Origin of the sequence: Marinomonas sp. ef1 (assembly GCF_002806845.1) — a bacterium.
In the GTDB taxonomy this organism is placed as follows: domain Bacteria; phylum Pseudomonadota; class Gammaproteobacteria; order Pseudomonadales; family Marinomonadaceae; genus Marinomonas; species Marinomonas polaris.
In genome coordinates this window covers 55588-82009 of record NZ_NHTT01000008.1, presented here as the reverse complement: position 1 = coordinate 82009, position 26422 = coordinate 55588, and the positions used below count along the sequence as shown (strand labels likewise).

At 41.9% G+C, this 26422-nt stretch carries 23 protein-coding genes and 1 riboswitch; of the genes, 15 read left to right on the top strand and 8 right to left on the bottom strand.

Annotated elements, in window-relative coordinates; genetic code table 11:
- Positions 1 to 13 precede the first annotated feature (13 nt).
- The 5 genes from CCS02_RS12785 to CCS02_RS12760 all read left to right on the top strand — a co-directional run bounded on the left by CCS02_RS12785 (position 14) and on the right by CCS02_RS12760 (position 5362).
- Entirely contained in the window at positions 14 to 292 is a 279-nt protein-coding gene (locus CCS02_RS12785; protein WP_100636765.1) for a zinc ribbon domain-containing protein, read from the top strand.
- Between the two features lie 600 nt (positions 293 to 892).
- On the top strand, positions 893 to 1666 hold the full coding sequence (locus CCS02_RS12775; RefSeq protein ID WP_100636763.1) for a hypothetical protein: 774 nt from the start codon (positions 893 to 895) through the stop codon (positions 1664 to 1666).
- A gap of 160 nt (positions 1667 to 1826) precedes the next feature.
- Complete coding sequence (locus CCS02_RS12770; RefSeq protein WP_100636762.1) at positions 1827 to 2885, top strand: OmpA family protein; 1059 nt, start codon at positions 1827 to 1829, stop codon at positions 2883 to 2885.
- Positions 2886 to 2892: 7 nt separating this feature from the next.
- Positions 2893 to 4206, top strand: a complete 1314-nt coding sequence (locus tag CCS02_RS12765) for a hypothetical protein (RefSeq protein WP_100636761.1) — start codon at positions 2893 to 2895, stop codon at positions 4204 to 4206.
- Position 4207: 1 nt separating this feature from the next.
- Positions 4208 to 5362, top strand: a complete 1155-nt coding sequence (locus CCS02_RS12760) for a hypothetical protein (protein ID WP_100636760.1) — start codon at positions 4208 to 4210, stop codon at positions 5360 to 5362.
- Between the two features lie 79 nt (positions 5363 to 5441).
- Here CCS02_RS12760 and CCS02_RS12755 read toward each other — a convergent pair whose 3' ends face one another.
- The gene (locus CCS02_RS12755) at positions 5442 to 6371 is read right to left on the bottom strand and encodes a DMT family transporter (RefSeq protein ID WP_100186307.1); all 930 of its coding nucleotides are present in this window, start codon (positions 6369 to 6371) and stop codon (positions 5442 to 5444) included.
- Positions 6372 to 6491: 120 nt separating this feature from the next.
- Positions 6492 to 6673: riboswitch (FMN riboswitch) on the bottom strand.
- Positions 6674 to 6845: 172 nt separating this feature from the next.
- Here CCS02_RS12755 and rarD point away from each other — a divergent pair.
- From rarD to CCS02_RS12735, 4 genes are all read left to right on the top strand, one after another.
- Positions 6846 to 7760: an EamA family transporter RarD gene (gene rarD / locus CCS02_RS12750; protein WP_100186306.1), complete on the top strand. Its 915-nt coding sequence runs from the start codon at positions 6846 to 6848 to the stop codon at positions 7758 to 7760.
- Positions 7761 to 7943: 183 nt separating this feature from the next.
- Entirely contained in the window at positions 7944 to 8381 is a 438-nt protein-coding gene (locus CCS02_RS12745; protein WP_084122171.1) for a hypothetical protein, read from the top strand.
- A 134-nt stretch (positions 8382 to 8515) separates the two neighbouring features.
- The gene (locus CCS02_RS12740; protein WP_072838596.1) at positions 8516 to 9322 is read left to right on the top strand and encodes an ATP-grasp domain-containing protein; all 807 of its coding nucleotides are present in this window, start codon (positions 8516 to 8518) and stop codon (positions 9320 to 9322) included.
- Between the two features lie 190 nt (positions 9323 to 9512).
- The gene (locus CCS02_RS12735; RefSeq protein WP_232728875.1) at positions 9513 to 10892 is read left to right on the top strand and encodes a histidine-type phosphatase; all 1380 of its coding nucleotides are present in this window, start codon (positions 9513 to 9515) and stop codon (positions 10890 to 10892) included.
- 108 nt (positions 10893 to 11000) lie between these two features.
- Here CCS02_RS12735 and CCS02_RS12730 read toward each other — a convergent pair whose 3' ends face one another.
- Positions 11001 to 11471 (bottom strand): hypothetical protein, encoded by a 471-nt coding sequence (locus tag CCS02_RS12730; protein WP_100186304.1) that lies wholly within the window; start codon positions 11469 to 11471, stop codon positions 11001 to 11003.
- Between the two features lie 168 nt (positions 11472 to 11639).
- On the opposite strand from CCS02_RS12730, the gene CCS02_RS22550 reads away from it, so the two are divergent.
- Positions 11640 to 11942: a hypothetical protein gene (locus CCS02_RS22550; protein WP_440137617.1), complete on the top strand. Its 303-nt coding sequence runs from the start codon at positions 11640 to 11642 to the stop codon at positions 11940 to 11942.
- Between the two features lie 82 nt (positions 11943 to 12024).
- Here CCS02_RS22550 and CCS02_RS12720 read toward each other — a convergent pair whose 3' ends face one another.
- Positions 12025 to 14010, bottom strand: a complete 1986-nt coding sequence (locus CCS02_RS12720) for a methyl-accepting chemotaxis protein (protein ID WP_100636758.1) — start codon at positions 14008 to 14010, stop codon at positions 12025 to 12027.
- Between the two features lie 304 nt (positions 14011 to 14314).
- Between CCS02_RS12720 and CCS02_RS12715 the strand changes: the two genes are divergently transcribed.
- The 5 genes from CCS02_RS12715 (at position 14315) to CCS02_RS12695 (ending at position 20773) form a co-directional block, all read left to right on the top strand.
- Positions 14315 to 15340 (top strand): LacI family DNA-binding transcriptional regulator, encoded by a 1026-nt coding sequence (locus tag CCS02_RS12715; RefSeq protein ID WP_232728874.1) that lies wholly within the window; start codon positions 14315 to 14317, stop codon positions 15338 to 15340.
- Positions 15341 to 15525: 185 nt separating this feature from the next.
- Positions 15526 to 16557: an ABC transporter substrate-binding protein gene (locus CCS02_RS12710; RefSeq protein ID WP_072838601.1), complete on the top strand. Its 1032-nt coding sequence runs from the start codon at positions 15526 to 15528 to the stop codon at positions 16555 to 16557.
- 84 nt (positions 16558 to 16641) lie between these two features.
- The gene (locus tag CCS02_RS12705) at positions 16642 to 18876 is read left to right on the top strand and encodes an ABC transporter permease (RefSeq protein WP_232728873.1); all 2235 of its coding nucleotides are present in this window, start codon (positions 16642 to 16644) and stop codon (positions 18874 to 18876) included.
- On the top strand, positions 18873 to 19946 hold the full coding sequence (locus CCS02_RS12700; protein ID WP_072838603.1) for an ABC transporter ATP-binding protein: 1074 nt from the start codon (positions 18873 to 18875) through the stop codon (positions 19944 to 19946). The genes CCS02_RS12705 and CCS02_RS12700 overlap by 4 nt, the downstream gene beginning before the upstream one ends.
- A gap of 17 nt (positions 19947 to 19963) precedes the next feature.
- Positions 19964 to 20773 carry an inositol monophosphatase family protein gene (locus tag CCS02_RS12695; RefSeq protein WP_100636756.1) on the top strand — a complete coding sequence of 270 codons (810 nt, stop codon included), beginning with the start codon at positions 19964 to 19966 and terminating at the stop codon, positions 20771 to 20773.
- An 88-nt stretch (positions 20774 to 20861) separates the two neighbouring features.
- On the opposite strand, the gene CCS02_RS12690 is transcribed toward CCS02_RS12695, so the two are convergent.
- From CCS02_RS12690 to CCS02_RS12670, 5 genes are all read right to left on the bottom strand, one after another.
- Positions 20862 to 21131, bottom strand: coding sequence for an amphi-Trp domain-containing protein (locus CCS02_RS12690; RefSeq protein ID WP_011977997.1), 270 nt, complete (start codon positions 21129 to 21131; stop codon positions 20862 to 20864).
- Between the two features lie 5 nt (positions 21132 to 21136).
- Positions 21137 to 22474, bottom strand: coding sequence for a metallophosphoesterase (locus tag CCS02_RS12685; protein ID WP_100636755.1), 1338 nt, complete (start codon positions 22472 to 22474; stop codon positions 21137 to 21139).
- A gap of 140 nt (positions 22475 to 22614) precedes the next feature.
- A complete protein-coding gene (locus CCS02_RS12680; RefSeq protein ID WP_100636754.1) occupies positions 22615 to 23730 on the bottom strand; it encodes an HprK-related kinase B in 1116 nt (371 codons plus the stop codon).
- The gene (locus CCS02_RS12675; RefSeq protein ID WP_100636753.1) at positions 23727 to 24662 is read right to left on the bottom strand and encodes a GAK system ATP-grasp enzyme; all 936 of its coding nucleotides are present in this window, start codon (positions 24660 to 24662) and stop codon (positions 23727 to 23729) included. The genes CCS02_RS12680 and CCS02_RS12675 overlap by 4 nt, the downstream gene beginning before the upstream one ends.
- Positions 24655 to 26325 carry a phosphotransferase gene (locus CCS02_RS12670; RefSeq protein WP_100636752.1) on the bottom strand — a complete coding sequence of 557 codons (1671 nt, stop codon included), beginning with the start codon at positions 26323 to 26325 and terminating at the stop codon, positions 24655 to 24657. The genes CCS02_RS12675 and CCS02_RS12670 overlap by 8 nt, the downstream gene beginning before the upstream one ends.
- Positions 26326 to 26422: the final 97 nt, after the last annotated feature.

Below are 26422 nucleotides of genomic sequence, written 5' to 3'. Positions count from 1 at the left end.
TAGAGAGATCATTATGTTTGTAGTTATTCTGTGGTTTGTATTTGCAGTTTTAGTCGGCCTTCTCGCCAGTTCAAAAGGTAGATCAGGATTTTTATTTTTCTTTTTAGCGTTAATTCTTTCTCCCATAGTTGGACTAATCATTGCGCTGGTAGTCCCCAAAAATAATGAGATAGTTGAATCTAAAGCGATAGAAAATGGCGGTATGAGGAAATGCCCAAGCTGTGCAGAACTTGTAAAATCAGAAGCAACTTTATGTAGGTACTGTCAATCTGAGTTAAAAAACAATCAATAGAAAATTAACCCGATGATTTCAAACCATAGAAGGAAAACGAATTGAAAAATTATTTGAAAATATGTGTAGTATTATTGTTTTTAATAGCTTTCACTATGTATGAAACATCATCGAAAATTTATTATTTTTTTTCTTGGAATGACGACTACATTAGACCTATCGCATTATCATTTTTATTTATTTCTCTTTTAAAAAATAAAAATTATATTTTTTTATTTTTGGCATGCATATTCTTAATATTACTAGAAGGCATTGAAATAAAAAATAAAATAGCCTTCTTATTTTCGTCTAGAATAACATTTGACACTATATTGTATTCGCACAATGTAATTTCATCCATTATAGATTCATTGACCATAACAATATTTTACTTTACGATACTCCCAGGAAAAATAAATAAGGCATTTAAAAACGAAATGCTATTAATAACAACTATAGCAATATCAACTAAAACAATAGCTATAATAAGTGGTATCATATTATTAAATCAATTCTTCCATAGTTATATAAATAACGAAGTAATTATAAATATTGCTTCATCTATTCTATTAGATTTTATAATTATATTTTTCCTTATTTTTAATTTTAATAATTTAAAAAATGAAAGAAATTAAAATAATATTGGTATTTTTTCCCCTTATATTTACAAATTCAGGTAACACAAATGAATATCATCTCGGAAACTACCCAAGATTCTCCGATGCCATTTTATGGCCATCGGGGGAGTCTGTTTCTGCAAAGCCTAGCAATGTATCCAGAGCAATAGAGAAAGCCAGTACGATTCCACTTGAGTATACGGGCAGCATAAAAGGAATGAAGCAATATCTCTTTCCGAAATCAGCATATGGTGATTTGTACTTTCAGGAAAAATTAGCATCAAGAGCCTTCTCTCAAGCTATCAGTAATGTAGTTAAACAATTTGGTTGTGCAGAATATAGGTTCAGACACGACTTACCTGAATCAACAGGCTGCCAAAATGGCTCCTCGAACCATAAAGAAGCCATGCCATTCATCTCCGGGCAATTCACTGCAAACCGGATAGAAGCGGTTATTGATGATCAAAATAGCGGAGTCAGTTATTACGCCTACTTAAAAAGTACCGATGAAAAAAGCCTTAAATCCGCTTTTGGTAGTGTGCATGAACTCGGTACATTTTTTGGAAAATCGGCCGATAGACGCAGCCTCGTATTAAGCATTGATCTACAAGCGTTTCAACTTAATACCAATATGTTCCGTGGTGAAAAGATCAATCAATATGCCTACACCTACTTTTTGATACTGCCTAAAGCTGTCGATATAGCAAGGCAAGCTAACCAAGAAGCAGCAGGGGAATTCTCCGTAAGAAACTCAAAGATACTCATTTTAGAAAGATAAATTTAAATTAATATAGCCTATTATAAAAAGTTCGAGAAAGGTGTTGTGCCAGAAAAAGAATGTGGTAGTTTTAAGGTTGTGCTATTGTTATTGCATGAAACTTACGATATCTTGACACTTATAATTTAGTAGGGAACGCCCGATATGGCGTTATCGAGATATGGATAATCGCTTGAAAAAATATATATATTTTAGCATATTAACTACTTTACTGTCTGCATGTGCTTCCACCCCCTCTACAACTCCTAAGTCTATAGAACCTATTGAAGAAAATCCCTCTACCCAGCAAGCAGAAATCCTACTTCCAAGGCAAGATGAGCCTTCTGAAGAATTAGGATTCTATAAAAAAGAATCTGGTAGCACAGCTGTGAATTTTGCAATCTCACAAAGTTCAGCTATTGCTAAAGATCAATTAGACTCTGAAGTTATTAATAAAACAGTATCTTTTATAGACAAAAAAATTGAATTTGTTAGGTATCATTTTGGTAAGAACAACTCAATTTATGTGGCTGATTTTTCAAATGCCTTAATGTTCGACTATAGCAAAAGCAGCGTCAGGAATTCAGACCAAATTTTATTGGATAGCTTTTCTAAATTATATGGCTCTGAAGCTTTCGGAAAGTATCTTTATATTATCGGCCACACAGATACAGATGGAAGTGCAACATACAACTATGGATTGAGTGCAAGACGCGCACGTTCAGTCGCCTCTATTCTAATTGATAATGAAGTTGGTGCGTCAAAATTGAGCATTGTTCCGGCTGGTGAATACTTGCCTAGAGCATCGAATAGTACAAAGGAAGGAAAACAACTTAACCGCAGAGTAGAAGTAATCTCTGCAGATAGTCGAACACTCATTCAATCCTACCTTCAACAGCTAAAATGTCCAATTAATGAAAGCTGTCAAAGAAAAATACTCAATATATTTGATGTTCGAAAAGCAGGTACCAATACAGAAATGAATATCAAAAATTCACATTCGTTTGTAACCTACTCTCCTGAACTAAATAATTTAATTCAACTTGATGAATCACTCAGAAAAAACCCAGAATTTTTTGATACTAAATCATTAAATTTAAATGATAAACGAAACCTAATTAAAATGGGTGAATTACGGAAAGACTTTCTAATTAAAATAGATATGAGACCTGTTCTTAGGCTAACAGTACAAAAACGAGCGGGCTTTCACATCCCTAAAAAATATATAATCAAAGACTGAGGTTTTTATGGAAGAATTAAAGCTATCAATAGAGAAGCTTATTAATGAGTCTCCTGTTGATGAAGCAACGAGACATCATGATAAGTCTCATATTTCACACCTTGTAGATGAAGACATAAGTGAAGTCAGTGCATCAAAAGTACTACATACCGATAAATATTATCGTACACACAGAATAGAAGAGGCTGCCATTGGTAGTATTAAAGATAAACTCGGGCGCTGGGCAAATCAGCGTAATGATATAGTACTTAAGGCTAAGGGTATCATTGCCAAACAGTCGAACTCAGAACTAGATATAAAAAAACGAAAACTAACTGAAGAAATGGAAGATACGAAGTCAAAAGCGAAAGACTCGTATATGCGCAACAATAACTACGCTGATTTAAAAGCCAACTTTGACGGTACTAAAAGACGCTATGAAGATATGCGCGCAGAGCTAGGTGGAAAGCCTCCTGTTAGGAGCCGAATCTGGCTATACATAATAGGAATTGCCCTTATTGGCTTTATTGAGTGGTTCGTAAATTATTCCACTTTCAGCACAAAGTATCCTCCAGGTATAGCTTTTGGTGCAACAGTATTGATTGCACTTTCAATTGCCTTAGCATCTCATTTTCATGGTGGATTATTAAAACAGCGACTATCTCTTTTTGCCAAGCATAGAAAAAAAGAAGAAAAACGACAAATTATAATAAAGCAATCTTTCTTTTCTTTACTATTAATTATTGCTCTTATAATAGTAACCTATAATAGATATGACATATTGGCAGCCAACGTTATTGATTCTGGTGGTATCAGCTTAGCAGGAATAGATGACCAAACAGAATCAATTACAGGTGTTTTAATACAATTTGCTTTATTAAATATACTAGTGTGGATTGTTGGTGTTGCTATTTCATATTTTACTCATGACCCTCGACCAGATTATCAGGAGGCCTTTAAGCATTATGAGCAAGCAAAGGTTAAATTTTATAAAGCAGACAAAGGTTTACAAGAAGAAATTGAGAGGATAGGAGAAGATTTTGAAGAACAACTTAAAAAGATAACAAACTCTCTTACTAGCCATCAAAAAGATATAAAAGACATATCCAATTTGCTTGATCGATTAGCTGCAAAAGAGGCAAGCCTTATAAAACAGGCCTCAACCTCGATAAATAATATGCTAGAAAAGCATCACTCAATGTTAATTACTGAATTTAACACTAGATTAATGTTTGATGTAAAAATCGGTCCTGATGCATTATCTATTGACGAGTTTAAATCCAAGTCAATTTCTGTAGATAGCAATTTCGTTCGTCATACACTCTCTTTGGAGGTGATTTAATATGTTCAATAAATTATTAATTTCCGTGTTGATAATATTACCCTCTATAGTAATGGCGGACGGCCTTTTAAGAACGACAAACTTAGATAAATATTGTGAAATTAACCCAGGAGATAGACAGACGGTTATCTATTTAGACCAAAATATTATTGCCTCTAAGGATCCAAATTGGTACAAAGACATTCTTAATAAAGTAAAGTATCGTCCAGGCGAAAAAATCCAGTTTGTAAATATTAACAATGGAGGATCTACTGTCGAACTAATATGGGAAACATGCTACCCATCTTTCACGCCAGAACGGTTGAAAAAATTAAAAGAAAATGAAGGATTTGGAAGTTTATTTACAGGCGGAGTAGCTGACAACCTATCCAACGATCAAAAATTCTTTAATAAACAAATAGTTAAAGCCTTAAGCTATCCCTTACAAAAAACTCGGCATGAAACAGCACCATCCTTTTCAGCCTCTTCATTTCCACGCAAGAAGCTAATTGAAGCAATCTATTATGATTCAAAACGTTTGGATGTGAATGATGTATTTAGCAGAGTAATTATTTTCTCTGACATGATAGAAAATAGTGATCTTTTTAAACTTGAATCATTTAACCCATTAGATACAGCAAAGTCTGTAGCTAAACGCTATCCAATGTTTTTAAATTATTCTAGTTTTCAGATTTACGGCATTAATTACACGAATAACGAAACTACGATTAATGAAAATATCCGTGATTTCTGGAGCCAATTTCTTCTGTTATCAGGAGCTTATGTTGAGCAATATGGGGCCCAATTGGCCGTTGAGGAAGACACTTTAGCTTGGGACTTTTATAAATTTAAAGGTTATGTTCAAGTCTCCGGCATGAAAGGAGCTTCAGCTTTTAGGATGATTATTGGCGACGATGGAAAAATTCGACATGGTTGGTTAGAAATAGCTGATATGTACCTACCAGTCTCAGGTGAAGTGAAATGTAGTGGGCAGAACTGCACTATTGATGCTGAGGTATTAGCATCACCAAATCTTGACGCCTTTAGAAAAAAAGATGTCCTACGTATTGAAGGAACATTGAAAAGCTTAAAAGGCTATGTCGGCGGTAAAGACGAATCTGTCATCGATAGCCAAGGCAACCCTTACCAGCATCCTATCAGCCTATCTAAAATTTAATACCTAGTAGAAAATAACAGTAAGTCATAAATGGTCAGGCAGATAATCTACCTGACCATTTAAAAGGAAGTTAGAAAAACTACTGAGCCACTGGCGTTAATTCCGCCTTTCTTAACTCTTTCATCCGCAAGCCAATATTACCTAAAATTAACATCATACCGCCGATGATTTGATAAGCCGTTAGGCCCATATCAAGGAATAGCCAGTTGATGGCGGCGGCGAAGACAGGGAAAGACAACTCAGCCAAGGTAGCGAGTTGCGCCGGCACGGTTTTAAGTCCTTGGTAATAGAACCACATGCCGATAAAACCGCTCAGCAGGGCCATCGCAATAGCTAGGCCAAGGTCAATCGACTTCATTGCGACTAGAGTATCAGACTGCGCTAGCGCCATAGGTAATAACACCAATAAACCTGCCACAAAACGGCCTGACATGATCGCGTTCGCGGGCATGTGTTGATAAGACAAGTATTTGCCACAAACCGTTGCCGCGCCCCATGCGATGACCGCAATCAAGGTATAACCATAACCTTTTAGAATGCTCGTGGTGTCGCTTGAATAATGCCATTGTGCGTCACCCAGTTGACGTAAATCCGGCCACATCATCACGAAGCTGCCCAATAATATAACCGCTGCCCACTGAACGAAATGCCCTTCAATGCGTTCTTTTAGCAACCAATACGCCAGCAAAATCGCCACGATTGGCTGCAGTTTTTGCAGCAAGATCACCACAGTTGGATTCAGGTAATGGAAAGCTTCGGTAAACGCCAAAGTTCCCATTGCAGAGCCAATGCCGCCAATAAAAAACAAACACGAAAAGCCGCCTATCGACATATGACGATAAACATGGCGATAGCGCCACAACATAGGTGCGACAAACAGCACTAAGGTAAGGTGTTCGATTAGGACAATTTGCAGAGTGGAATAACCCGCACCCAGCAAGGGGTAACGAATTAAGGTATCAAGCGCCCACGTGAAGCACGCGATCATGATAAAGAATGTTCCTGCCATCTTTTGGTTTCTCCAAATAATAAGATGTACAGGGGTGATGAGAACGAATAGTACCAAGCGCTGCACATAAAAAAGCACAGCACAGAAACGCCTAAAGAAATTAGGCGTAACTAAGACTTGGTCGATCTTCTATCATCCGGACTATGACCGTCGGCTCTGGAGTCTCACCAGATCTGCTGACCCTTGCTACTTAAAAGACATGTCTTAAGTTAAGAAACAAGGCGCTCGCGGGCTGTTGATAGACTTTTCAATCTTATCAAATCACCGCCGGTGGGGAATTTCGCCCCGCCCCGAAGTTCGATTAATGTAAAAATTTACTGTCTAACTTTAAACCTATCACCCTACTTAGGCAATAAGCTCAAGATGTATGCTAATGAAATAATCTATTTCTAATGCAATAAAAAATGTGACCACTTGTCTCGCATTCATATACACTCTCTATCCAAAAATAATTCATTGAACGGGATCACTTCAATGCAAACTTCCTCTAAAAGCGGCATTTTATACGCGTTAACAGCATTTACCTTATGGGCCATTGCACCAATCTATTTTAAGGAAATGTCATTTATCCCGGCTCAGGAAATCCTCGCTCACCGTATTATTTGGTCATGCCTGATCGTTTTGGTATTAATCATTCTGCTACGTTATACCAGCGCGCTAAAAACTGTGCTGCGCTCGCCTAAAACCTTATCAGCCATGCTGATTTCAACAGTACTTATTGGCTTTAACTGGGGTATCTTTATTTGGGCTATACAAAACAACAAGATACTAAGTGCCAGCTTGGGTTATTACATTAACCCGCTTATTAGTATTTTATTAGGCGTGATTTTCTTTAAAGATAAACTAGATAGGGTACGAAAAGCGGCCGTTGTTTTATGTTTTTGCGCAGTTGCTTTTGAGGTCATTCAATTTGGTTCATTGCCTTGGATCGCTTTGGCTCTGGCCATTACTTTTGGCTTTTATGGTTTGGTACGTAAAAAAGTCGCCGTCGATAGCTTTACGGGTATGGCGATTGAAACCGCGATTTTATTACCTTTTGCTCTCGCCTATTTAATACTCAGCGACTCACCAAGCACCAATATGTTTGACAACAGCAGCACTGTAAATTGGTTACTATTAGCTTCTGGACCAATAACTATGGTTCCACTCATGTGCTTCGCGGCAGCAGCTAACAGAGTGAGCCTAGTAACACTTGGGTTCTTCCAATACATAGGTCCCACGGGAATGTTTATCTTAGCGGTATTTTTGTACGACGAGCCGCTCAGCCCAGAAAAACTCACCACTTTTGTACTGATTTGGTCTGCTCTTGCTATGCTAATCGTGGATTCTATTCGCCGTCTTCGTAAAACCAAAGTGGCGAAGCTTATTGATAGTAATGGCGAGATATAACTCTACTCCCAAGGCATGACTCATAGTGAGTCATGCCAACTCAGATACGTCAGAACAATCCGTAAAGATTGACGATTCCCCGTCATCAACAAGGAAGCTTCGCGGTAACGCATTGATCGACCTATTTATTCACTCACAAAACCCTATTGTTAAGATCATCTTTAAATAAGTTGGGTTCTTACTATGCATGTTAATGTCCAAAAGACCTTTGCCAAAACCTTTGCGGCTATTTTTTTCACACTTGCCGGTTTTGTAGTCATTGCCAGCTTTGGCGGCGCTATAAACGAGTATCGTCACGGTGAGAGCCTTACTCAAGTCATCATCAAAATTATCAATTCCAACATCATCGCCATTGCGGTATTTGAACTGGCGATGGTCATCAACAAAGAATACGGCAGTGATAATGAACATGACGTTATTGTGTTACTGAGACGCACATTACCGCGTTTTATCGGCACGGTTTGTGTTGCGATGGCATTAGAAGGTCTGATTATGGTGATCAAATACAGCCAACTCGATATGGCGGGTAATTTGTATTATCCAGTGGCAATTGTCGCTAGTTCGGGCTTCTTACTGATTTCCCTTGGTGTTTTCTTAAAATACGCGCCTCGTGAACATTAATTTTTTTAGAACAAAAATGATCAAAAAAATGAATTATCTAGCACCATAAGTTATTTAAAATCATGGCATTTTTTGTTTCTTTTTTAGCCTCCAAGCCTCACAATCGCGGCATGTTTGGCTACTGATTATACATAATGAAGATCATCTCGTTTGACGCGCTAAGAACCCTCCACTTACCCCAGGTTAAATACATTAAACCTGAGTCGATGTACGAACATTTGGAGGAAATCAAAGAAGCTGATTGGCTGCTATTTCCACAATATTGGCAACTTACTGCTTTGGTTTACGGACTGAAAAAACGTATTTTCCCAAGCCTTGCGTCATACATGATTGGTCACGACAAAGTTGAAATGACACGAACATTTCGTACTGTTGCACCACAACAACATCCTTATACGGTTATTTCTGCTAATACACCTTATGAAGCGGAGAAAATCTGGGACGAAATGCCATCACCTTTTGTGGCTAAAATTCCACGCAGCAGCATGGGCAATGGTGTATTTTTAATAGAAACCATTGGTCAGTGGCGAGATTATGTTGCTAAAACTGATGTTTTGTATGTGCAAGAGTACTTGCCAATAGACAGAGACATGCGTGTTATTTGGGTCGGAAACAAAATCGTTAGTGGTTATTGGCGACTACAATCAGACAATGGTTTTCACAATAACATCAGCCAAGGCGGACAGGTGGAAGTTGCATTGATTCCAAAAGAAGCTCAAGACCTAGTGACTTATTTGGCTCAATCTCTAGACATCAACCACGCAGGGTTCGATATCGCTATGGTTGGATCTGTGCCCTATGTGATTGAGATAAACCGTATTTTTGGCAACCAAGGACTGCCAACTATCCAACAAGATGTGAATACCGAACTGCTCAGTTATCTAAATGAACAACATTTTTTATCAACCGCTATGTTAATTGATCAACCAAGCGGTTTTTAACAACGCCTTTGATCATGCCAAGGTGTACTTACACCGTCATACCTTGAGATCTTTGCACTACTACTGAGTAAAGATCTTACCTTCATAAAATAATACGCTAAAGTACTCGGAATAGAATTGCGTCATCGTCGCGTCACAAAATACAGATAAACTGACAGCACAGTTCAACTATCCTATTAAGGGCACTCCTTTGAATACTAGAGCATTTCTTCCTGTAATCGGCATGTTGGCATTAGCTGGCTGCAGTTCTGTTGGCACAACATCAAATAATCCTTCTGATACTTATGTTTATGGAACAAAATCCGTTTATGTTCCGCAAGACAGTGTAGAAAACTACAGTACAGTTCCAGTAAGCTACACACTGGTTTACACGGAGTTAGTCGCTCGTCACGGTTCTCGTGCACTTTCTAGCCCGAAATATGACGACATCAGTTTAAAAATCTGGCAAGCCGCCAAAGAACAAGACGCACTGACTCCTCTTGGCGAACGCTTGGGTGCTGAAATCGAGCGTTTAATGGCAGCCAACGTCAAAATGGGCTACGGCAACTTATCTAAATTGGGCAATCAAGAGCAAACTCAAATAGGTGAACGCATGGCACAACGCAACGCCAGTTTGTTAAACCAAGCAGTGCAAAACCAGCAACAAATCGCTTTTGAATATTCAGGACAAGATCGCGCAAGAGACAGTGGTCTAGCATTCGTTCAAGGCTTAGAAAACGTCAATCCAGCTTTAGCACCATTGATAAACAAGCCGGTGAAAAATAAAGTTCAGTTATACTTCCACAAGCAAGACAACAACAAAGATTATCAAGACTACGTCGATGAGAACAGACAACTACGTGAAGCCATCGACCATTTGTTTGACCAACCTAAAACCCATCAAGTCGCACGAGAAATGCTAGAGCGCGTTTATTCACCAGCCTTTGTCGATCAACTTGCAGAAGGCAAACTGTCTTTCGTCAAAGTTGGTAAGAAAAAACCAACTGTTTACAACGATGTAGAAGCAGCCATCCAACTGTTTAACCTTTACTTAATTGCTCCAGGCTTAGCGGATGAAGCCAGCACACAGCCATGGAACTTCACCCTGTTCGTCACCCCAAAAGAATCTCAGTGGCTGTCTTATGTTTTGGATGGTGAAGATTATTACGAAAAAGGTCCTAGCTTCGCTGATACCAATATCACCTATAAAATGGCGTCCGTGCTAGAAGATGATTTTTTCAATGAGATCAAGGGCGTACAAGACGGCACAAATACCAAAGCAGCAAAAATACGCTTTGCCCATGCTGAAACCATCATTCCATTTGCCGCACAAATGCAATTAAAAGGCAGCGATACTGGAGTGTCTCGTGACACTGGCTATACCTTGCAAACTAGCCCTTGGCATGGTGGCTGGGTATCGCCATACAGTGCGAATATTCAGTGGGATGTTTACCGTAATCAAGCTGGCAGCTTATTGGTGAAAATGCTCTATAACGAAAAAGAAATTGCCTTTAAAGACAGCTGTAAGCCAATTTCTACTGGAAGTTATTTTTATCAATTCTCTGAGTTAACTCGATGCTACGGTAAATAATAACTAGGCAGAAAACGCCAAACTTAATAATCAAAAACAGTCATAACACAAAAAATGTCATGGCTGTTTTTTTATTGCTTGAACTTTTTTTTACAACAGAACCATTGGCTACTGAATCTGCCTTGCCATTATGATCATCTTATCAAGAGCAGTATTTAATGGCTTTGCGACTTCAGGTCTAATACGAGTATTTGCCGAACAATCATTGATGGCTGCCGCGTATTCTGTAAACAATTTTTTCTCTGAATAACGCTCACTAAGATGTTTAAAAAAAGTTGCTCTTTGGCGATCAAACAGCTTTTGCATCAACTTGGCTTGCATCTCGTTACCACCATACATGCTTAATAGTTTTGGCGTAATAACATCATTTTTAAGGTAATTTTTATAAGCAGATAAGCCACTATGAACGATTGCCATATCATCCAAGGTATAGTGATCGGAAAAATTGTCTAATGTAGTGTCGACAAAATCTACCAGAGCTAAACAAGAGTTAAGTTCATTAATTGAAGGATTCGCCGCAAACATCGCAGGCGAAAAAAATAAACTGAGGACAAGCATTAAGTGGTTTTTCGTTTTCACAGCCCTTCTCCTTTTTATTATTTTTGTATTGCGGATTAAATGCTCAACGGATAGCACTAAGCCCGTTTACATAAAGTAACACCAAGACTGATTTAAGCAAAAACTTATCGTAAATAGTTATCAACAATACTTCGCTGATCTAAACGACTAGAACACACAAATAATATAATGTCTTCAATATTAAACCGAGATTATCTGGCTTTGCAGCCCGATATCACTCGTTTCGTTGAGGGGGGATTATTTGCCAATTTATTAGCTGGGCGAATTGGCCTTGGTGCAAAATTACCACCACAGTTTGGGCAGCGCCCATTAGGAAGCTTAGTATCGACACAATCGAGGCAAAAGGTACATTCAAAACTACAAATCATGGCATCTTCGGCTGATGGTGGTAAATCTTTATCACAACACTCACAATTAGGCCTTAGTTCTAACATATATTCTCCTCCAACTCATTCCGCACAAACAGATTAGAATCTAGCTTATATAACATGAAGAACACCACTAAAACCTACGATTTTAGTGGTGTTCGAGTAACAAAAAATCTAAATAATGATCAGCTTGCTAGTGTAAAACGCGCCATAGTTTGCTTCATCGCAGCACCCTGACTACTCAGTTCTTCCGCTGCCGCAGCGCCTTCAACAGAACCAGCTGCATTTAATTCAACAACGTCACCGACAGAAACCATTGCTTGCGTAACTTCACTCACTGCCAAAGCTTGTTCATGGCTAGCAGATGCAATTTTCGCAACAATAGCCGATGTTTCATTGATGCCATCAAATACGGCTTGTAGAGACTTATTGGTATTTTCAGCAATAGAAACACCATTTGCAGTCTTGGACGATGATAGCTGTATTAACTTCGCCGTTTCAGCCGCTGCACCTGTACTTCTAGATGCTAAGCCACGTACTTCATCGGCAACCACAGCAAAGCCTCGTCCCTGCTCCCCAGCCCTAGCGGCTTCAATCGCCGCATTCAGTGCCAATAAGTTAGTTTGCTCGGCGATTTCATCAATGGTCTTAATAAAGCCTGCAATACTTTCTCCAGCGTCTTTAATTTCATTCATTGCTATAACCATTTCTTGCATATGAGCCTGCCCTTCAACCACTGCTCTTTGAGCTGTCTCGGCTAACAAGTTAGCTTCTCGAGCATTCTCAGCATTCTCACTGGTTTGTACTGATAACTGTTCTAATGCAGCAGAAATAGTCTGCAAATTATCCTTCTGCTGAGTCGCGCCTTCTGCAAGAGAATGACTGAAAATCGATACTTGCGAACTGCCAGCGGCAATTTGATCTCCAGCATTTTGAATATCCATTAGAATAGCATTTAGGTTTTTCACCATGTCTTGTAAGGCTTGTCCAAGGCTGTCTTTTTCTGAGGCCAACACCACAGTTGCGGTCAAATCTCCATCGGCTATTTTTTGCGCTAAAACGGCCTTAGCTTTTAAGCTCTTCACCATAGTTCGGATAGCAGCGTATAAACTCGCTTCTTGCTCATTATTATTTGGTAACTGAACTTCTAAATCACCATCTGCCACACTGCGAACTACATTTGTAACCAACGCAGGATCACCACCTAATTGAGTGGTCGTCGCACGGGTAATCAACCACGCCACGCCACCGCCCAACAGAATAGCAATCACCACCAACGCTTCAATTACATAAACCGCCGTCGTATTGCTTGTCACCAACTCAGGCCCAAGCAAGTCCTGCTCATTCTTGATAGATAACTTGAGATCTTCAGTCAGCTTAGTAACCTTAGAGCCAACAGGGTTTAAAGTATCATTAATAACGGCATTTCGATCTGATATCACCGCAACCACATTGTTAAACGCCGCTTTATATGTCGCGACATCTTTAACAACACTGTCCAATAACGCTTTACGATCAGGGTTTTGTAACTCATTGCTTAAGACTTTTAATTGGGAGTCTAGGTCTGCAAATTCTTTCTCAACTCTATCAACTGAGGATTGCGTATTAGATTCCAAAAACTTCAGCACATATAAACGCGCTAGTAGCAAACTTCTCGTCGACAGCGACGCATTATAGGCAGCCGAAACATCACCATCGTCTTTTGCAGACATCAGTATTTTAGTAAGGTCTTTTTCAATCGCAGGTCCATTAATATTTAAAACGTTATCAACCAATTCATTTCTTTGCTTTTTAAAATCAACAACTTTTTCAACCCCAGTAATATAAGAGCTTAAAGTCACATCCAATCCTTTCAGAACATCGACATCTTCAGCGTTATCAACATCAAGTTTCGCTTCAGCCATAAATTGCAGTGTATGTTCCCAATAAATATCGAACGCTTCTTTATCTTTTATATTTCCAGTTAAAATAAAATCTTTTTCTTTCATCCTTGCCATTAGCATATTGGCTTGAACTCTACCAACAGCGTTGGTAGCTCTTGCCAAGGAACGGTATTCTTCAAAACCATGTGATGCATTGGTTAACGCAAAATAGGCCGTGGACCCGACCAAGGCCAATAGAATAATAACGACTGAAAAACCTAAATATAATTTTTTAGCGAAGGTGAGCATATCCTTTACCTCATATTAATGACGAGACGTCCTAATTAAAAAGTAGAAGGTCATATCTAATATGAAGTGAAAAGAATTGTATCTATTTGTAACAATTATTGCTGGAGCACTAGAAAGCCGTTTTCAAGCCGCAAGCACTTTAAACAATTTTTTATAATGGATTTAAAAATAGCCTTTTTTGTCCTAAATGTTTTAACCTGATAGCTGATAAATAGGCGTACGAATTATCATGCGTATCAAAGGTATAACAAATCGCCGCAAAACAGCTCAAGCTTTCTTTTACGAAATGGATTCAAGAAAACACATGACTAAACGCAATGCCACTTCTGCTGATGTCGCCGTTTTGGCGGGCGTTTCCCAATCTACTGTATCGCGTAGTTTCGACCCTGATAGTCGAATTTCGGAGGCTACTCGTCAGCGTGTTTTTGCCGCCGCTGAGCAGCTTGGTTATCAGATCAACAAGGCCGCGCAAACCATGATAAAGAAGCGTAGCGATCTCGTTGGTCTTGTCACAGCTGGCTTGGAAGACCCTTTTCGCGCTGAGTTTCTTCATAAACTGATCGTTGAAGTGCAAAACTGCGGACTTCGTCCCATGGTTATGGATGTGTCCAATCAACAAACCATAGACGAGGAATTACATGGACTGATTCAATATCAGCTAAGTGGTGTGATTATTACTTCAGGAACACCCAGTGAAAACATCGGGAAAGCCTTTATAAGACACGGTATTCCCGTGGTATTGGTAAACCGGACAGAGCACTCCGATGAAGCAGACATAGTTAATTTAGATAATGAAGGTGCCGGCGCCATAGCCGCAGAAGCGTTTATAAAATCAGGCAAAACCAACCTTGTCGTAGTCCGAGCAAAAAAGCCAAGCTTTAGCAGCGTAATGCGTGCCAAAGGCTTTTTAAATTATTTAGCATCCCATATAAATAACGACGAAATTCAAGTCACAGAAGTGCTCTGTAAAACCGGAAACTACGATAGCGGCTATCAAATTGCAGGTAAAATCTTAACTTCACAACATAAACCAGATGGCGTATTTTTCTGCATGGATCATATTGCATGTGGCTTTCTAGATGCAGCCAAACAACTCATAACCGCCAAAGAAATGCAGTCTATCGGTGTCATTGGCTGTGATGACATTGCCTTAGCCCGATTTAAAGCCTATGACTTAACCACTGTGAAACAACCTTCAACCGAGATAGCAAAAGCGGCGGTGCAAACTTTATTAAACAGATTGAAATCCCCTACTTCAGCACCCAGTAAGCAAGCTATTCCCGCGGAACTAATCTATCGCTCTACTTTAGCCAAGCCCATAACGGACTAACGTCGAAACCAAAACATACTATTTATACCGAACGAAATACGTTACCTATTGACCTCGATAGAATTTTTATTTCACATTAAATTATTTTTGAAATTTACCTTTCGTTATCAAGATTTGCCTAGTATGCTTATTTTGTTGTTCATACGTATGCACAACTATTTAAAACATCAGGAGGCAATATAAAAATGAAAAACTCTCCATATATCCTTAGCCTTGCTTTCGCGACAGCGGCGACATTTTGCGCCGCACCCGCTATGGCCAAAGGTAAGCTAAATGTTCTTTGCTCCACAGATACCGATTGGTGTAGCTTGATGGAAACAAGCTTTGAAGCAGAAACAGGTATTGATGTCTCTCTTATTCGTAAGAGTTCTGGTGAAGCTTACGCACAGCTGCGTGCTGAAGCTCAAAATCCAAAAATTGATATTTGGTGGGGCGGTACTGGCGACCCTCATCTACAAGCCGCAGCGGAAAAACTCACTCAGGTTTACAAACCAAAAGCCCTTCCCAACCTACGAGATTGGGCACAAAATCAAGCGAAAGTATCGGGCTACCGCACTGTCGGGGTTTACGCTGGTGCACTAGGTTTTGGCTACAATGAAGACATTCTAAAATCCAAAGGACTGCCCGCACCACAATGCTGGAAAGATCTAGCCAAGCCGATTTATAAAGGGGAAGTACAAATTGCCAACCCGAACTCATCTGGAACTTCGTACACAGCTTTAGCGACGTTTGTACAAATGATGGGGGAAGACCAAGCTTTCGATTTCCTTGCTCAACTACATAAAAACATCAATCAATATACAAAATCTGGTTCGGCACCGATTAAAGCCGCTTCCAATGGTGAAACAGCTATCGGCATTACTTTTATTCACGACATAGTAAAACAAGTGAAAAAAGGCTACCCAGTTAAAGCCGTCGCGCCTTGTGAAGGCACTGGCTATGAAGTGGGCTCAATGAGTATCGTCAAAGGTGCTCGTCATCTGAAAGAAGCGAAAATTTGGGCAGAGTTTGCCTTACGCCCAGATATTCAAACCATGGCTGAAAAAGCCAATGCTTACCAAGTACCATCCAATAAGTCAGCGACAACGCCACCGGGCGCGCCTGACTTCGATACGCTAAAACTGATCGATTACGACTTTGCAAAATACGGGGCTGCGGACACACGCCAACATTTGCTACAACGTTGGGATAATGAGATCAAATCTCTACCACGTTAATCATTCAGACAAACCTTGGTTTTCCTGAGATCTGCTGGGCCTTAGTCCCAGCAGAGACTCAAGTTACTGTTTGGAGTATCGATCGTGAAACACTCTTTTATTCCGTGGCTGTTACTCGGCTGGATCGGTTTTTTACTGATGCCGTGGTATCTGCTCGAAGATGGCTTTTGGTCATTTGTCTGGTTAACCGACGGTTACCCTACTGACCTCTACTACGCCCCAACAATTCTGCAAGGCATACTTGGTGATAAGCTTTGGTTGCTGCCATTAGCCTTGCCTTTAATTGCGCCTTTGCGCCTAATTTCATTAACGAAAAGCGACCCTAGATACAGTCGTTATCTAATCTATTCTGGTGCTTTTGGCCTTATCTATATGATGGGCCAAGGTTTCACCATTGGCGTCAGTGGTTGGCAATTTGCGGGACTGGAGTCCTTATTTGGCGAACTAGAATACCAACAATATGGTTTTGGCTATGGTGCCATGCTATGTGGTTTGTCCTTCCTGATACTTTTAACCACTGGACTTGCTGCTACAGGCTTTTTGAAAGGTGATGTATTTGTCACCGGAAGCATTGGTTTGATCGTCGCGTTGGTTGGCTTATTTGTCTTTTTCCCTGTCAGCCAAGTATTAATTAGCGCCTTCATGAACAACGACGGCATGTTTGCTCCAACGGCGTTTTTCGGTAAGTTCTTTAGCGATAATATTTGGTCGTTGTCGTGCCTCAGCGGCGGCTACGCTTGCGGCACTGCATGGAATTCCCTAACGCTGGCAATTCTGACAGCAACATTAACAACCTTGCTAGGCTTGTCTTTTGCGCTGGTCGTCACCCGCACAGGATTTCGCTGGAAAAGATCCTTACGCCTGCTCACTGTTCTACCTATTATCACACCTCCTTTTGTAATTGGCTTAGCGCTGATTCTGTTATTCGGACGTTCTGGCGTAGTGACACAATTCTTCGCCGATGCTTTTAATATTGAACCAGGTCGATGGCTGTATGGCATGCCAGGCGTATTACTTGCTCAAGTATTATCCTTTACACCGATTTCCTTTTTGGTATTGATTGGCGTGGTGGAAGGCGTTAGCCCTTCTATGGAAGAAGCGTCGCAAACCTTACGCGCTGATCGCTGGCGCACCTTTATCAATGTTTCACTGCCATTAATGCGTCCCGGTTTAGCCAATGCATTTTTACTGGCCTTCATTGAAAGTTTGGCCGACTTTGGTAACCCAATGGTACTGGGTGGTGACTTTGACGTGCTTTCCACCGAGATATTTTTCGCCATTGTCGGTGCTCAAAACGATCAAGGTTATGCGGCTGTCCTCGCCATTCTATTGTTGATTTTCACCTTAAGCGCGTTCTTCCTTCAACGTCATTGGATCGGTAAAAAATCCTATACCACGGTAACGGGTAAAGCAGATTCCGGTGCTTACATGGGCTTAAACCACGGAATGAAAGTAGCTTGCTACATGACGGCCTTGCCTTGGGCTGCATTAACCATCGTCATTTATGGAATGATTATGTTTGGTGGCTTTGTTCAAAACTGGGGTTACGACAACAGCTTTACCTTGCAGCATTATCAAGACGCTTTTTCTGTCGGATGGGGTGAGTTTGGTGTGATCTGGGAAGGCGCAGCATGGGATTCCTTATGGACGACACTAAGCATTTCCGCCATTGCAGCACCTTTCACGGCAATCGTTGGTTTGCTTACCGCTTACTTATTGGTGCGCCAGCAGTTCAAATGGAAAAATGCCTTTGAATTCGGCACCATGTTGAGCTTCGCAATTCCGGGCACCGTTATTGGTATCAGCTATATCCTTGCCTTTAACGTGCCGCCGCTAGAGCTTACTGGCACAGGCGTGATCCTGATTATCTGTTTTGTCTTCCGCAATATGCCCGTTGGTGTACGTGGTGGTATTGCCGCCATGAGTCAATTAGACAAGAGCTTAGACGAAGCCTCGCTTACCTTAGGTGCAAACAGCTTAATGACCTTCCGACGCGTGATACTTCCTCTGCTACGTCCTGCCATCATCGCGGCTTTGGTGTACAGCTTTGTGCGCGCCATTACCTCGGTCAGTGCGGTGATCTTTCTCGTCAGTGCCGATCACAATATGGCGACGTCTTACATCATTGGCTTGGTTGAAAACGGTGAATTTGGTATTGCCATCGCGTACTGTAGCGTGCTGATTCTTGTCATGTTGACAGCCATTATCGCTATTAATTTATTTGTTGGAGAACGCCGTCTAAGACGCACGACATCTATCTCTCATTCTACCAAGTCGTCTTCTCTTTCCCGTCCTTCTCTAAAGGAGAAACAAGCATGAGTCTTCATTATCAACCAGGCTCAGTGAGCTTCGAAAACGTCATTAAAACCTTTGGCAATGTCACTGCCATTGATAACGTGTCTTTCACCATAGAGCCAGGCAACCTTGTCACATTATTAGGGCCAAGCGGCTGTGGGAAAACCACCACTTTGCGCATGTTGGCTGGGTTAGAGCACCCAACCTCAGGCCGCATCATGATTGGCAATAAAGACGTTACGCATCTACCCGCCACTGACCGAGACGTCAGCATGGTGTTTCAATCTTATGCTTTGTTTCCGCACATGACAGTGGCCGAAAACGTTGCTTACGGCTTAAACGCCAGCGGCGTTAATAAAATCGAAGCCAAGGAAAAGAGCGAAGAAGGATTGGAGCTGGTTGGCTTAGCAGACTACGGGCAACGTTATCCCAGCGAGCTATCAGGCGGACAGCAACAACGTGTTGCCGTGGCTCGGGCACTTGTTCTAGAGCCTGAAGTACTGCTACTTGACGAGCCTCTATCAAACCTAGACGCAAAATTACGTCGCCATGTTCGGGAAGAAATTCGCGAACTTCAGCAAAAAATCGGTTTAACCGCTGTTTATGTTACTCACGATCAAGAAGAAGCACTTGCTGTATCAGATCGTATTATCGTGATGAATCGCTCGGTAATTGCTCAAGAAGGCAGTCCGCGTGAACTCTACGAAGCGCCCGCCTCAAGCTTTATTGCAGACTTTATTGGTGACGCCAATCTCATCGAAGCAGACATCATCGCGACAGACGGAAAGACCGCAGACGTTGCCGTTGGCACGTTGCGCTGTTCTTTACCGCAACGAGGCTTTGACAAAGGCCGCGTGCAGCTAGCGGTGCACCCAAGTTCAGTGCGTTTATCCTTACGAGACCAGCAGTCCACTGGGCTTACAGGCACCGTTAGACGAGCTACCTACTTAGGCAACCAAATGCAATACGATGTTGATTCCGAAGTGGGTAGCTTATTCGTCGTCGACTATCGTGTTGAGCAAGCAATTCCCGTCGGTTCCGATGTGTCTATTGCGTTTTCAAATCGCGGTCTTGCATTAGTTAAGACGGCTTAGAGTGGAGAGTACACCTCATGTTTTTAGCTCATAACCTAATAGATCAAGCGGCTCTCGACCGATTTAATCAAGCAGAAAAGGTAATCAAAATCGCTGGAGCTCAAGCTCTGGAATATTTTCGAAATCGAGAAAAGTTAATCGTCGAAACCAAAATGGAACCACAAGACGTGGTCAGCATTGCTGACCGCAACGTGGAAGTCACCATTATTGAAGGCTTACAAGAGCACTTCCCGCAAGATGGCTTTCTTGGTGAAGAGCAAGGTATTACCAAAGGCGACAACCAGTATTTGTGGGTCATTGATCCGATCGATGGCACCGCGTGTTTTCTCAATGGCATGCATTCTTGGTGTATTTCCGTTGCGCTCATGGTGAACGATAAAATTGCCTGTGGCCTGATCTTTGACCCAAACAGTAACGAACTATTTAGCGCCGTGGCTGGAAAGGGCTGTTTTGTAAACGACAAAAGAGTCGCAACATTAACAGTGAATTCAGTACAAGAAGGCGTGATGGGCTTAGGTACGTCTCACCGAGTTCCAGCATCGCTATGTGTGAACTTCATCGATAAGCTGTTAAACCAAGGTGGCATGTTTATTCGCAACGGTTCTGGTGCGCTCATGTTGGCTTACGTGGCGGCTGGTCGTTTGATTGGCTACTACGAACCTCACATCAACTCATGGGATTGTTTAGCAGGCCTGATCATGGTGGATGAAGCTGGTGGCGCAACCAATAACTTTTTATCAGGTGAAGGTCTGCTTAAAGGCAATCCTATCTTAGTATCGGCAAAAGGGATTAAAGGCTCTCTTCACAATATGACAGGTGTTAACTGATCTAAACGACTATCTCCCAACTTCGCCGCCTGACTGTTTAAATTAAGGAAGGCGGCTTTTTTTATCATTTTCATCAGCAGCAAAAACATCAAGACAAAATATTAGGAACAGTTTTATTAAGACGCTTGGGGCGTTTTTCCCAACGCACTTTGACTTCAAACTGCTGACTGTCTTCGTCTTCTGAGGCACTGACTTTTAGACGCATTAGCCCCTTTGGATCGAGAGTTAAGGAACCTTCTTTTTCTTCACTAAATTCCAGTTTGCCTTTAGACAAGCCTTTCGACAGCGCTTTTAGTACGTCTTGAATATCGTCGGCATCCAATAAGGCTTCATATTTGAATTCTGTTTTCGATTTCATAATGTTTATCCGTAGATTCCTTGTAATTCAGTAGCAGTCATTACTTTTACGGTTGGATAATCGCAACTTAGTCCGACAATGCCAGTGTCCTTGCCGATCAAGGTTGCACCGATACCGTGGCCCTTTAAACCTTCCGCGGTACGAGAATGGCAGTCCAAGGTGATATCAGCTTCCACATGCACCAAGCCTTTTTTGATGGTAATTCGCTGGCCTTGCTGACGGTTGATATGACCTTGCACCACTACGTGAATACCGGCTTTGTGAATCGCATTTACACCGCGCTCTGTTAGCGGAAGATCGGCATCACGGTATTTTGTCCGAAAGGTATTGGCAATCGAACTGTAGTAAAAGCTGAATAAATCGCGACGTTTTAAATTGCGGTGGAAGGCTTTGTTCGCGTACTTAGTGCCGCTTTTCAGCAACATTTGCCCCATACTGTCGTCCAAACCAGCATGCAAAAACAAGAAGGAACCACGCTTGGCGACCAACTCCATTCTGCGGAAAAACCAATTAAATTCGCCTTTTTTATGCAAAAACAACTGCTGGCATTTCAACGACGTCGCATACACTTGTCGCAAGCTCAATCCTGCTGACAAGCAATGCTTCTCGAAACTGTGATTCTTAGATTCCATTTTGCGCACTTCGCGATCGATACCTTCCACAGTCAAAAAGCCTGCAGCATGAAACGGAAACTCTTTAAACCAATCGTCGCCGGGGAAAAGTAGATCTCGACACGTTTCTTCATCGGGAATTTTCTTATCCCAATGGGTATCCGCTAAATATTCATCGAAGACTTCATTAAACAGCGGCACGACTTTTTTACCCATGCGTACGAAAAAGTGTTGGTTGCCCACGTCCTTCTTGCGCGCCAATGCTAACAATCCCATCAACAAGCGCAAGTCGTGGTTGCCAGCCAACAAGGTTACGCGTGCTTTAAGTTTATAAAGCTGTTTAACACTGCGCAGTAATTTGAGATTGCTCGGCCCTTTATCCAAACAATCACCACCGACAATAATTTCCGACTGTTTGCCTTTTTTCGTCAGGGAAAGATGTCCTAAGCCCGATTTTTTCTTGCGTTCAGCTACGCCAGCAGCAATCAAGGAATCTTCAAAAGCCACCGCATCGGCATGAGGGTCAGAAATAAACACCACAGAACGCTTTGGCCAGCGCAGCTTACTCTTTTTGAACAAAGACGGAGTTTCATTCGGCTCTAAAACGTGACTGTTTACCGAGCTTTCATCTCGAGGCCAAGCCGTCCATTCACTCGGTAAACGCGCAATGATATCGGAGTGATGGGGGCGATCCGTTATGGCTGGAATAGGGCTCAAAATAGGATTCGGCATAAGAAATGATTACCTTTTGGTTGATGGTTTTCGTCAGAAAATTCAAACAAAACAGGCTGCCCGAAAATAGACTAAGCCTTTTACTGTGACAAAGCTTTATGACAGTAAGATGAAAGCTGTCATAAAGCTCCTCGATTTCTTTATTTTAAAGTGTCTAAAAGCTCATAAGCTCGATCAAAATCAATCCTGCCAGTGAGTCGATAAACCTTCACATTCGCTAACTCACTGCAATAATGCTCTACGGAATCAATGGCGTTGAGATCTGCAAAAGCACCAGATTTATCTTGATAAAAAGGCCCAGGACGTTTACGTAGTCCTTCGATCGCTTCAGGCTGAGAAGACAAATCAACCGGCTCTAATTGCGTCGGTTCAGCGCTGTCTAATGACCAGTCCAACATAATAAGACGCGACAGATTTCCGGCTAAACGAACACGGTTTGGGCCGTATTCATCTTCGATCTGTACATCGTATTTCTCCTCTAATGACCATAGTTCACTTTGCGGCATTTGACGTAACGCTTGTTGACGATCTTCTGGCAAGATATGACGTAATCGCTCAGCATGCAGCAAAGTACCGGGGTTTACTCGCGGCAGTTTTGCCAAGCCGATAGTTTGCGTACCTTGCTCGGTTTTCTTCAATTCTGTTTTTTTTGGCCCTGTATTTTTTAGTAACAGTCGGTCGTTAGTGAGAAAGTCACGTTCGGGATTTTCAAGACAACGTAGCATCAGGGTAGATTTGCCACCGCCAGACCCAGCGGCAATAGCCGTTACTTCGCCGTTTACACAAAACGCTGAGGCATGACCCAAGGTAAAGCCTTGGCGTAAATAATGATTCAAAAACTGGTTGTTAATAAAGTTGACGATTTGTGCCAAGTTAGACGCACAAGGACCAACAGCAACAGTATGATCAGGCCGTTGTAAAAACGTCATGCCAGTTTTGAATTTCTTAATCCAACGTCCACCAGCAACATCAAGGAAACCTTCTTTTCGTCCTTGCTTGCCTGCTTCGCGTGGGACTTCTAACCACTCCAATTCATCACCTACAGCACTTTGCTCCATCACATACACATTCAAGGATGTTGTCGTGTGCGCCTCTGCCTTCAAATAACTGCGGTAATAATCTGCAATGCCAGCCAACAACATAGCTTCATTCGAATGCACGATAACCGACAAATCGGCAAAGTGAAGGCGAATTGTTTCGCTACAATGACTTAATGCTTCATCCACATGAGGCAAATTTAATAAGGTTTTAATCATGATGTAGTCTCCTTTAGAGTGCATTCTTGTGAAACACCTTCTTGTGAAACACATTCCTTTAAAATATAGTCCGCGTAAACACTGGCTGCATCTATATCACAGCCTTCTAACGCGCCTTTAAAACCGCCAAAGGCCGATACTTCAAATACAACAGGACCTTGATCCGTCAAGGCAATATCCACCGTGGTAAAACTCAGGTCGTAGCAAGATTGTGCTCGACGACCTAATTCAATCAGCGTGGCATCAGGCTCAAACATTTCATACTTTCCACCACTATTAATCGTGGTGTTCCAAGAGTCTTTATTGCCAACACGCGCGTAAGTACACAGGTATTCACCGCCAACAAATACCATACCCAAATCTCGACCATCCAATTTCACGGTTTGCTGAATATAATAAATGGACTGACTCTGACGATACTCTTCCAAAGCGTTATGGACAAATTCGTCACTGTCGTCTTTGGTTAACATGACCATGCCGCGAGCTTTGGTGGAATACAGCGGTTTTAGAATTGCTGAACCAAACTCACGCACCGTGGCAAACGCTTGCTCTGGGCTTTCGGTGATGCGTGTTTTCGGCATGGGAATATTGCCCCTCTGCAGAGCCAAGGTGCCGCTCAAACGATTCACCAAGTTACCGACGCTTGCCGTTGGGCTAAACAGTTTGACGCCTGCGCGCTCGGCATAAGACAGCAGATGAATGCGATCTTCCGTCGCTGGCGAATACACTTCGCTGATCTTCTTGATGATCAAACCATCCAGCGTCATCAAATCTAAGTCTTGGAACATCAGCTGATTGGTGTCTAAGCGTAATTCCACTTTGCTCATATCGATCACGGCACGAAAGCCAGTACGCTCTTCAAGGCGATCCGCCAATACTTCTGTGGACCATTTTCCAGGGATACCAACCACCCCGATTTTCAACTTATTCAACGTAAAGCTCCTTAAGTGGTAAAGTAAATGTTTGGGCTTGTTCTGGTGATAATTTGGCTAAATGCTCCAGCAAATATCGGGCGCGTAAATGCATTCGAGAAGCCAGTTTTTTATCAAAAATAAAGCGTGTGGAAGTAGCAAACGAACGAGCAAGGCCTGCAGCTAAGCGCACTTCAAAGGTGGCATCTTGTTGACGAGAAGCAAAGCGTCGACCAAAGCGATACACCTCTTTGGCACTTTCCATCATTTGTGTTCGCGTCTCGCCACTTAGCACCTGCAAGCGGTAAATCGAGACCATTAACACCGACAAGTCCTGCACATAATCAAAGTAAGACGCGCGATGCAGATCGATAAAATAGACACGCTTTTCTGCGTCATCGTAAATCAGATTATCGACGTTAAAATCCCCATGAGTCAGCACGGAAAACGGTGCTCGCCATTGAGCTTCTTGTATCGCCACGCGACGAACTAACTCATCAAAGCTTAGACTGGTGTAGCCACAAATGCGTTCTTCATCTTTAAAAAACTCAGGGTGAACCTTGCGACTGTCCCCAATACGCTTTTGCAGTTGTCCCATGAAATTCGCCGTACAAGACTCAGGCGTCAGGCTAACTTTCCACGTTTGGTTCAGGGTTTTAAATAAGGCTTTCAACGCGGCTTTTGTGCCGACTTGATCGCCAGCAAGCAACAGAGCTTCCAAGGTTTTTCCCGGAATATGTTCGATCAATAAAGACGATTGTTCATTGCTATCATCGCTCTTCCCATTGATTTGAGATGTGCCTGTCTGACAAAGAACGCTTGGGGCGAGCCGAGGGTCAATATCGCGCCATTGATTCACGCCAGCCACTTCTTCTTCAATTTTGGAACGATCACCTTCTTTATAAACTGCAAGCACATCATTGCCAGACTCATCTTTGTGAGTAATCGCAGCAATCGCACTGCCTGAGCGAGTTAACGCCAAACGTCGTACTCTTAAGTCTCGTAGGTCGTAATTCAGGTTCGTCGCACTGTCTAATAAATGAGGATAATTTTGCAACGTGGCGACTTGGCCAAGATCCGCTTTAATCAAGGCTTCCGCCACAACACCTAATTGCTCTATCAAGCGTTTCAAACTGACATTGCTCAAAATCGCCGCACGCAGCTGGTCATTGCTCAAATCGAACTTTGCTTGCAAAGTGAGCGCTTGCAGCTCGTTATAACTGGCGAGCAACTTGTGAGTGCGTCGACCTAATTTAATACCAGTACGACGACGATTGTCGCTCACGCCAACTTTCACAAGACGTAAGGCACGCCTTATACGTTTCACCAGCTTGCGGCATTCTTGCCCTGTTGGATGTTTATAAGGCTCATACAACGTACCTTCTCGAATACAATCGAAGCAATGCTTGGTCAGCATCTCGAGAGCAATAACCAGAGCATGCATGCCACTTACTTGAGCATGAAAGGTGGTATTGGTTTTGCTGCGCTCTAATAAACGCACGGTTTCAATATCGGCTTTTTCGCGTAGCGCTTGCACATAGCCACGACGACCGCGAATACTCGACAGCAACGCTGTTGAACTGGAAGTAAAAAAAAGCTCCACAAGATGGCAGTGTGTTTCGACCTCATGCAAGAGAAAAGACACATGCTCTTGTAACGAAGACACTACTGGGGTTGAAGCCATAACGTTTTTCCCTTATTACTTTCCCTTTGACTATACACACAGTAAAAAGCATATAAATGACAGTTATGTGACAATCTGCCATCGAAATACTTAACAA

Excerpts from the sequence above, each read along its gene's own strand:
- CCS02_RS12680 (WP_100636754.1), bottom strand. The coding sequence starts at position 23,730 with ATGATTAAAACCTTATTAAATTTGCCTCATGTGGATGAAGCATTAAGT.
- CCS02_RS12740 (WP_072838596.1), top strand. The coding sequence starts at position 8,516 with ATGAAGATCATCTCGTTTGACGCGCTAAGAACCCTCCACTTACCCCAG.
- CCS02_RS12670 (WP_100636752.1), bottom strand. The coding sequence starts at position 26,325 with ATGGCTTCAACCCCAGTAGTGTCTTCGTTACAAGAGCATGTGTCTTTT.
- CCS02_RS12720 (WP_100636758.1), bottom strand. The coding sequence starts at position 14,010 with ATGCTCACCTTCGCTAAAAAATTATATTTAGGTTTTTCAGTCGTTATT.
- rarD (WP_100186306.1), top strand. The coding sequence starts at position 6,846 with ATGCAAACTTCCTCTAAAAGCGGCATTTTATACGCGTTAACAGCATTT.
- CCS02_RS12710 (WP_072838601.1), top strand. The coding sequence starts at position 15,526 with ATGAAAAACTCTCCATATATCCTTAGCCTTGCTTTCGCGACAGCGGCG.
- CCS02_RS12785 (WP_100636765.1), top strand. The coding sequence starts at position 14 with ATGTTTGTAGTTATTCTGTGGTTTGTATTTGCAGTTTTAGTCGGCCTT.
- CCS02_RS12690 (WP_011977997.1), bottom strand. The coding sequence starts at position 21,131 with ATGAAATCGAAAACAGAATTCAAATATGAAGCCTTATTGGATGCCGAC.
- CCS02_RS22550 (WP_440137617.1), top strand. The coding sequence starts at position 11,640 with ATGTCTTCAATATTAAACCGAGATTATCTGGCTTTGCAGCCCGATATC.
- CCS02_RS12775 (WP_100636763.1), top strand. The coding sequence starts at position 893 with ATGAAAGAAATTAAAATAATATTGGTATTTTTTCCCCTTATATTTACA.
- CCS02_RS12685 (WP_100636755.1), bottom strand. The coding sequence starts at position 22,474 with ATGCCGAATCCTATTTTGAGCCCTATTCCAGCCATAACGGATCGCCCC.
- CCS02_RS12765 (WP_100636761.1), top strand. The coding sequence starts at position 2,893 with ATGGAAGAATTAAAGCTATCAATAGAGAAGCTTATTAATGAGTCTCCT.
- CCS02_RS12755 (WP_100186307.1), bottom strand. The coding sequence starts at position 6,371 with ATGGCAGGAACATTCTTTATCATGATCGCGTGCTTCACGTGGGCGCTT.
- CCS02_RS12760 (WP_100636760.1), top strand. The coding sequence starts at position 4,208 with ATGTTCAATAAATTATTAATTTCCGTGTTGATAATATTACCCTCTATA.
- CCS02_RS12700 (WP_072838603.1), top strand. The coding sequence starts at position 18,873 with ATGAGTCTTCATTATCAACCAGGCTCAGTGAGCTTCGAAAACGTCATT.
- CCS02_RS12745 (WP_084122171.1), top strand. The coding sequence starts at position 7,944 with ATGCATGTTAATGTCCAAAAGACCTTTGCCAAAACCTTTGCGGCTATT.
- CCS02_RS12715 (WP_232728874.1), top strand. The coding sequence starts at position 14,315 with ATGACTAAACGCAATGCCACTTCTGCTGATGTCGCCGTTTTGGCGGGC.
- CCS02_RS12695 (WP_100636756.1), top strand. The coding sequence starts at position 19,964 with ATGTTTTTAGCTCATAACCTAATAGATCAAGCGGCTCTCGACCGATTT.
- CCS02_RS12770 (WP_100636762.1), top strand. The coding sequence starts at position 1,827 with ATGGATAATCGCTTGAAAAAATATATATATTTTAGCATATTAACTACT.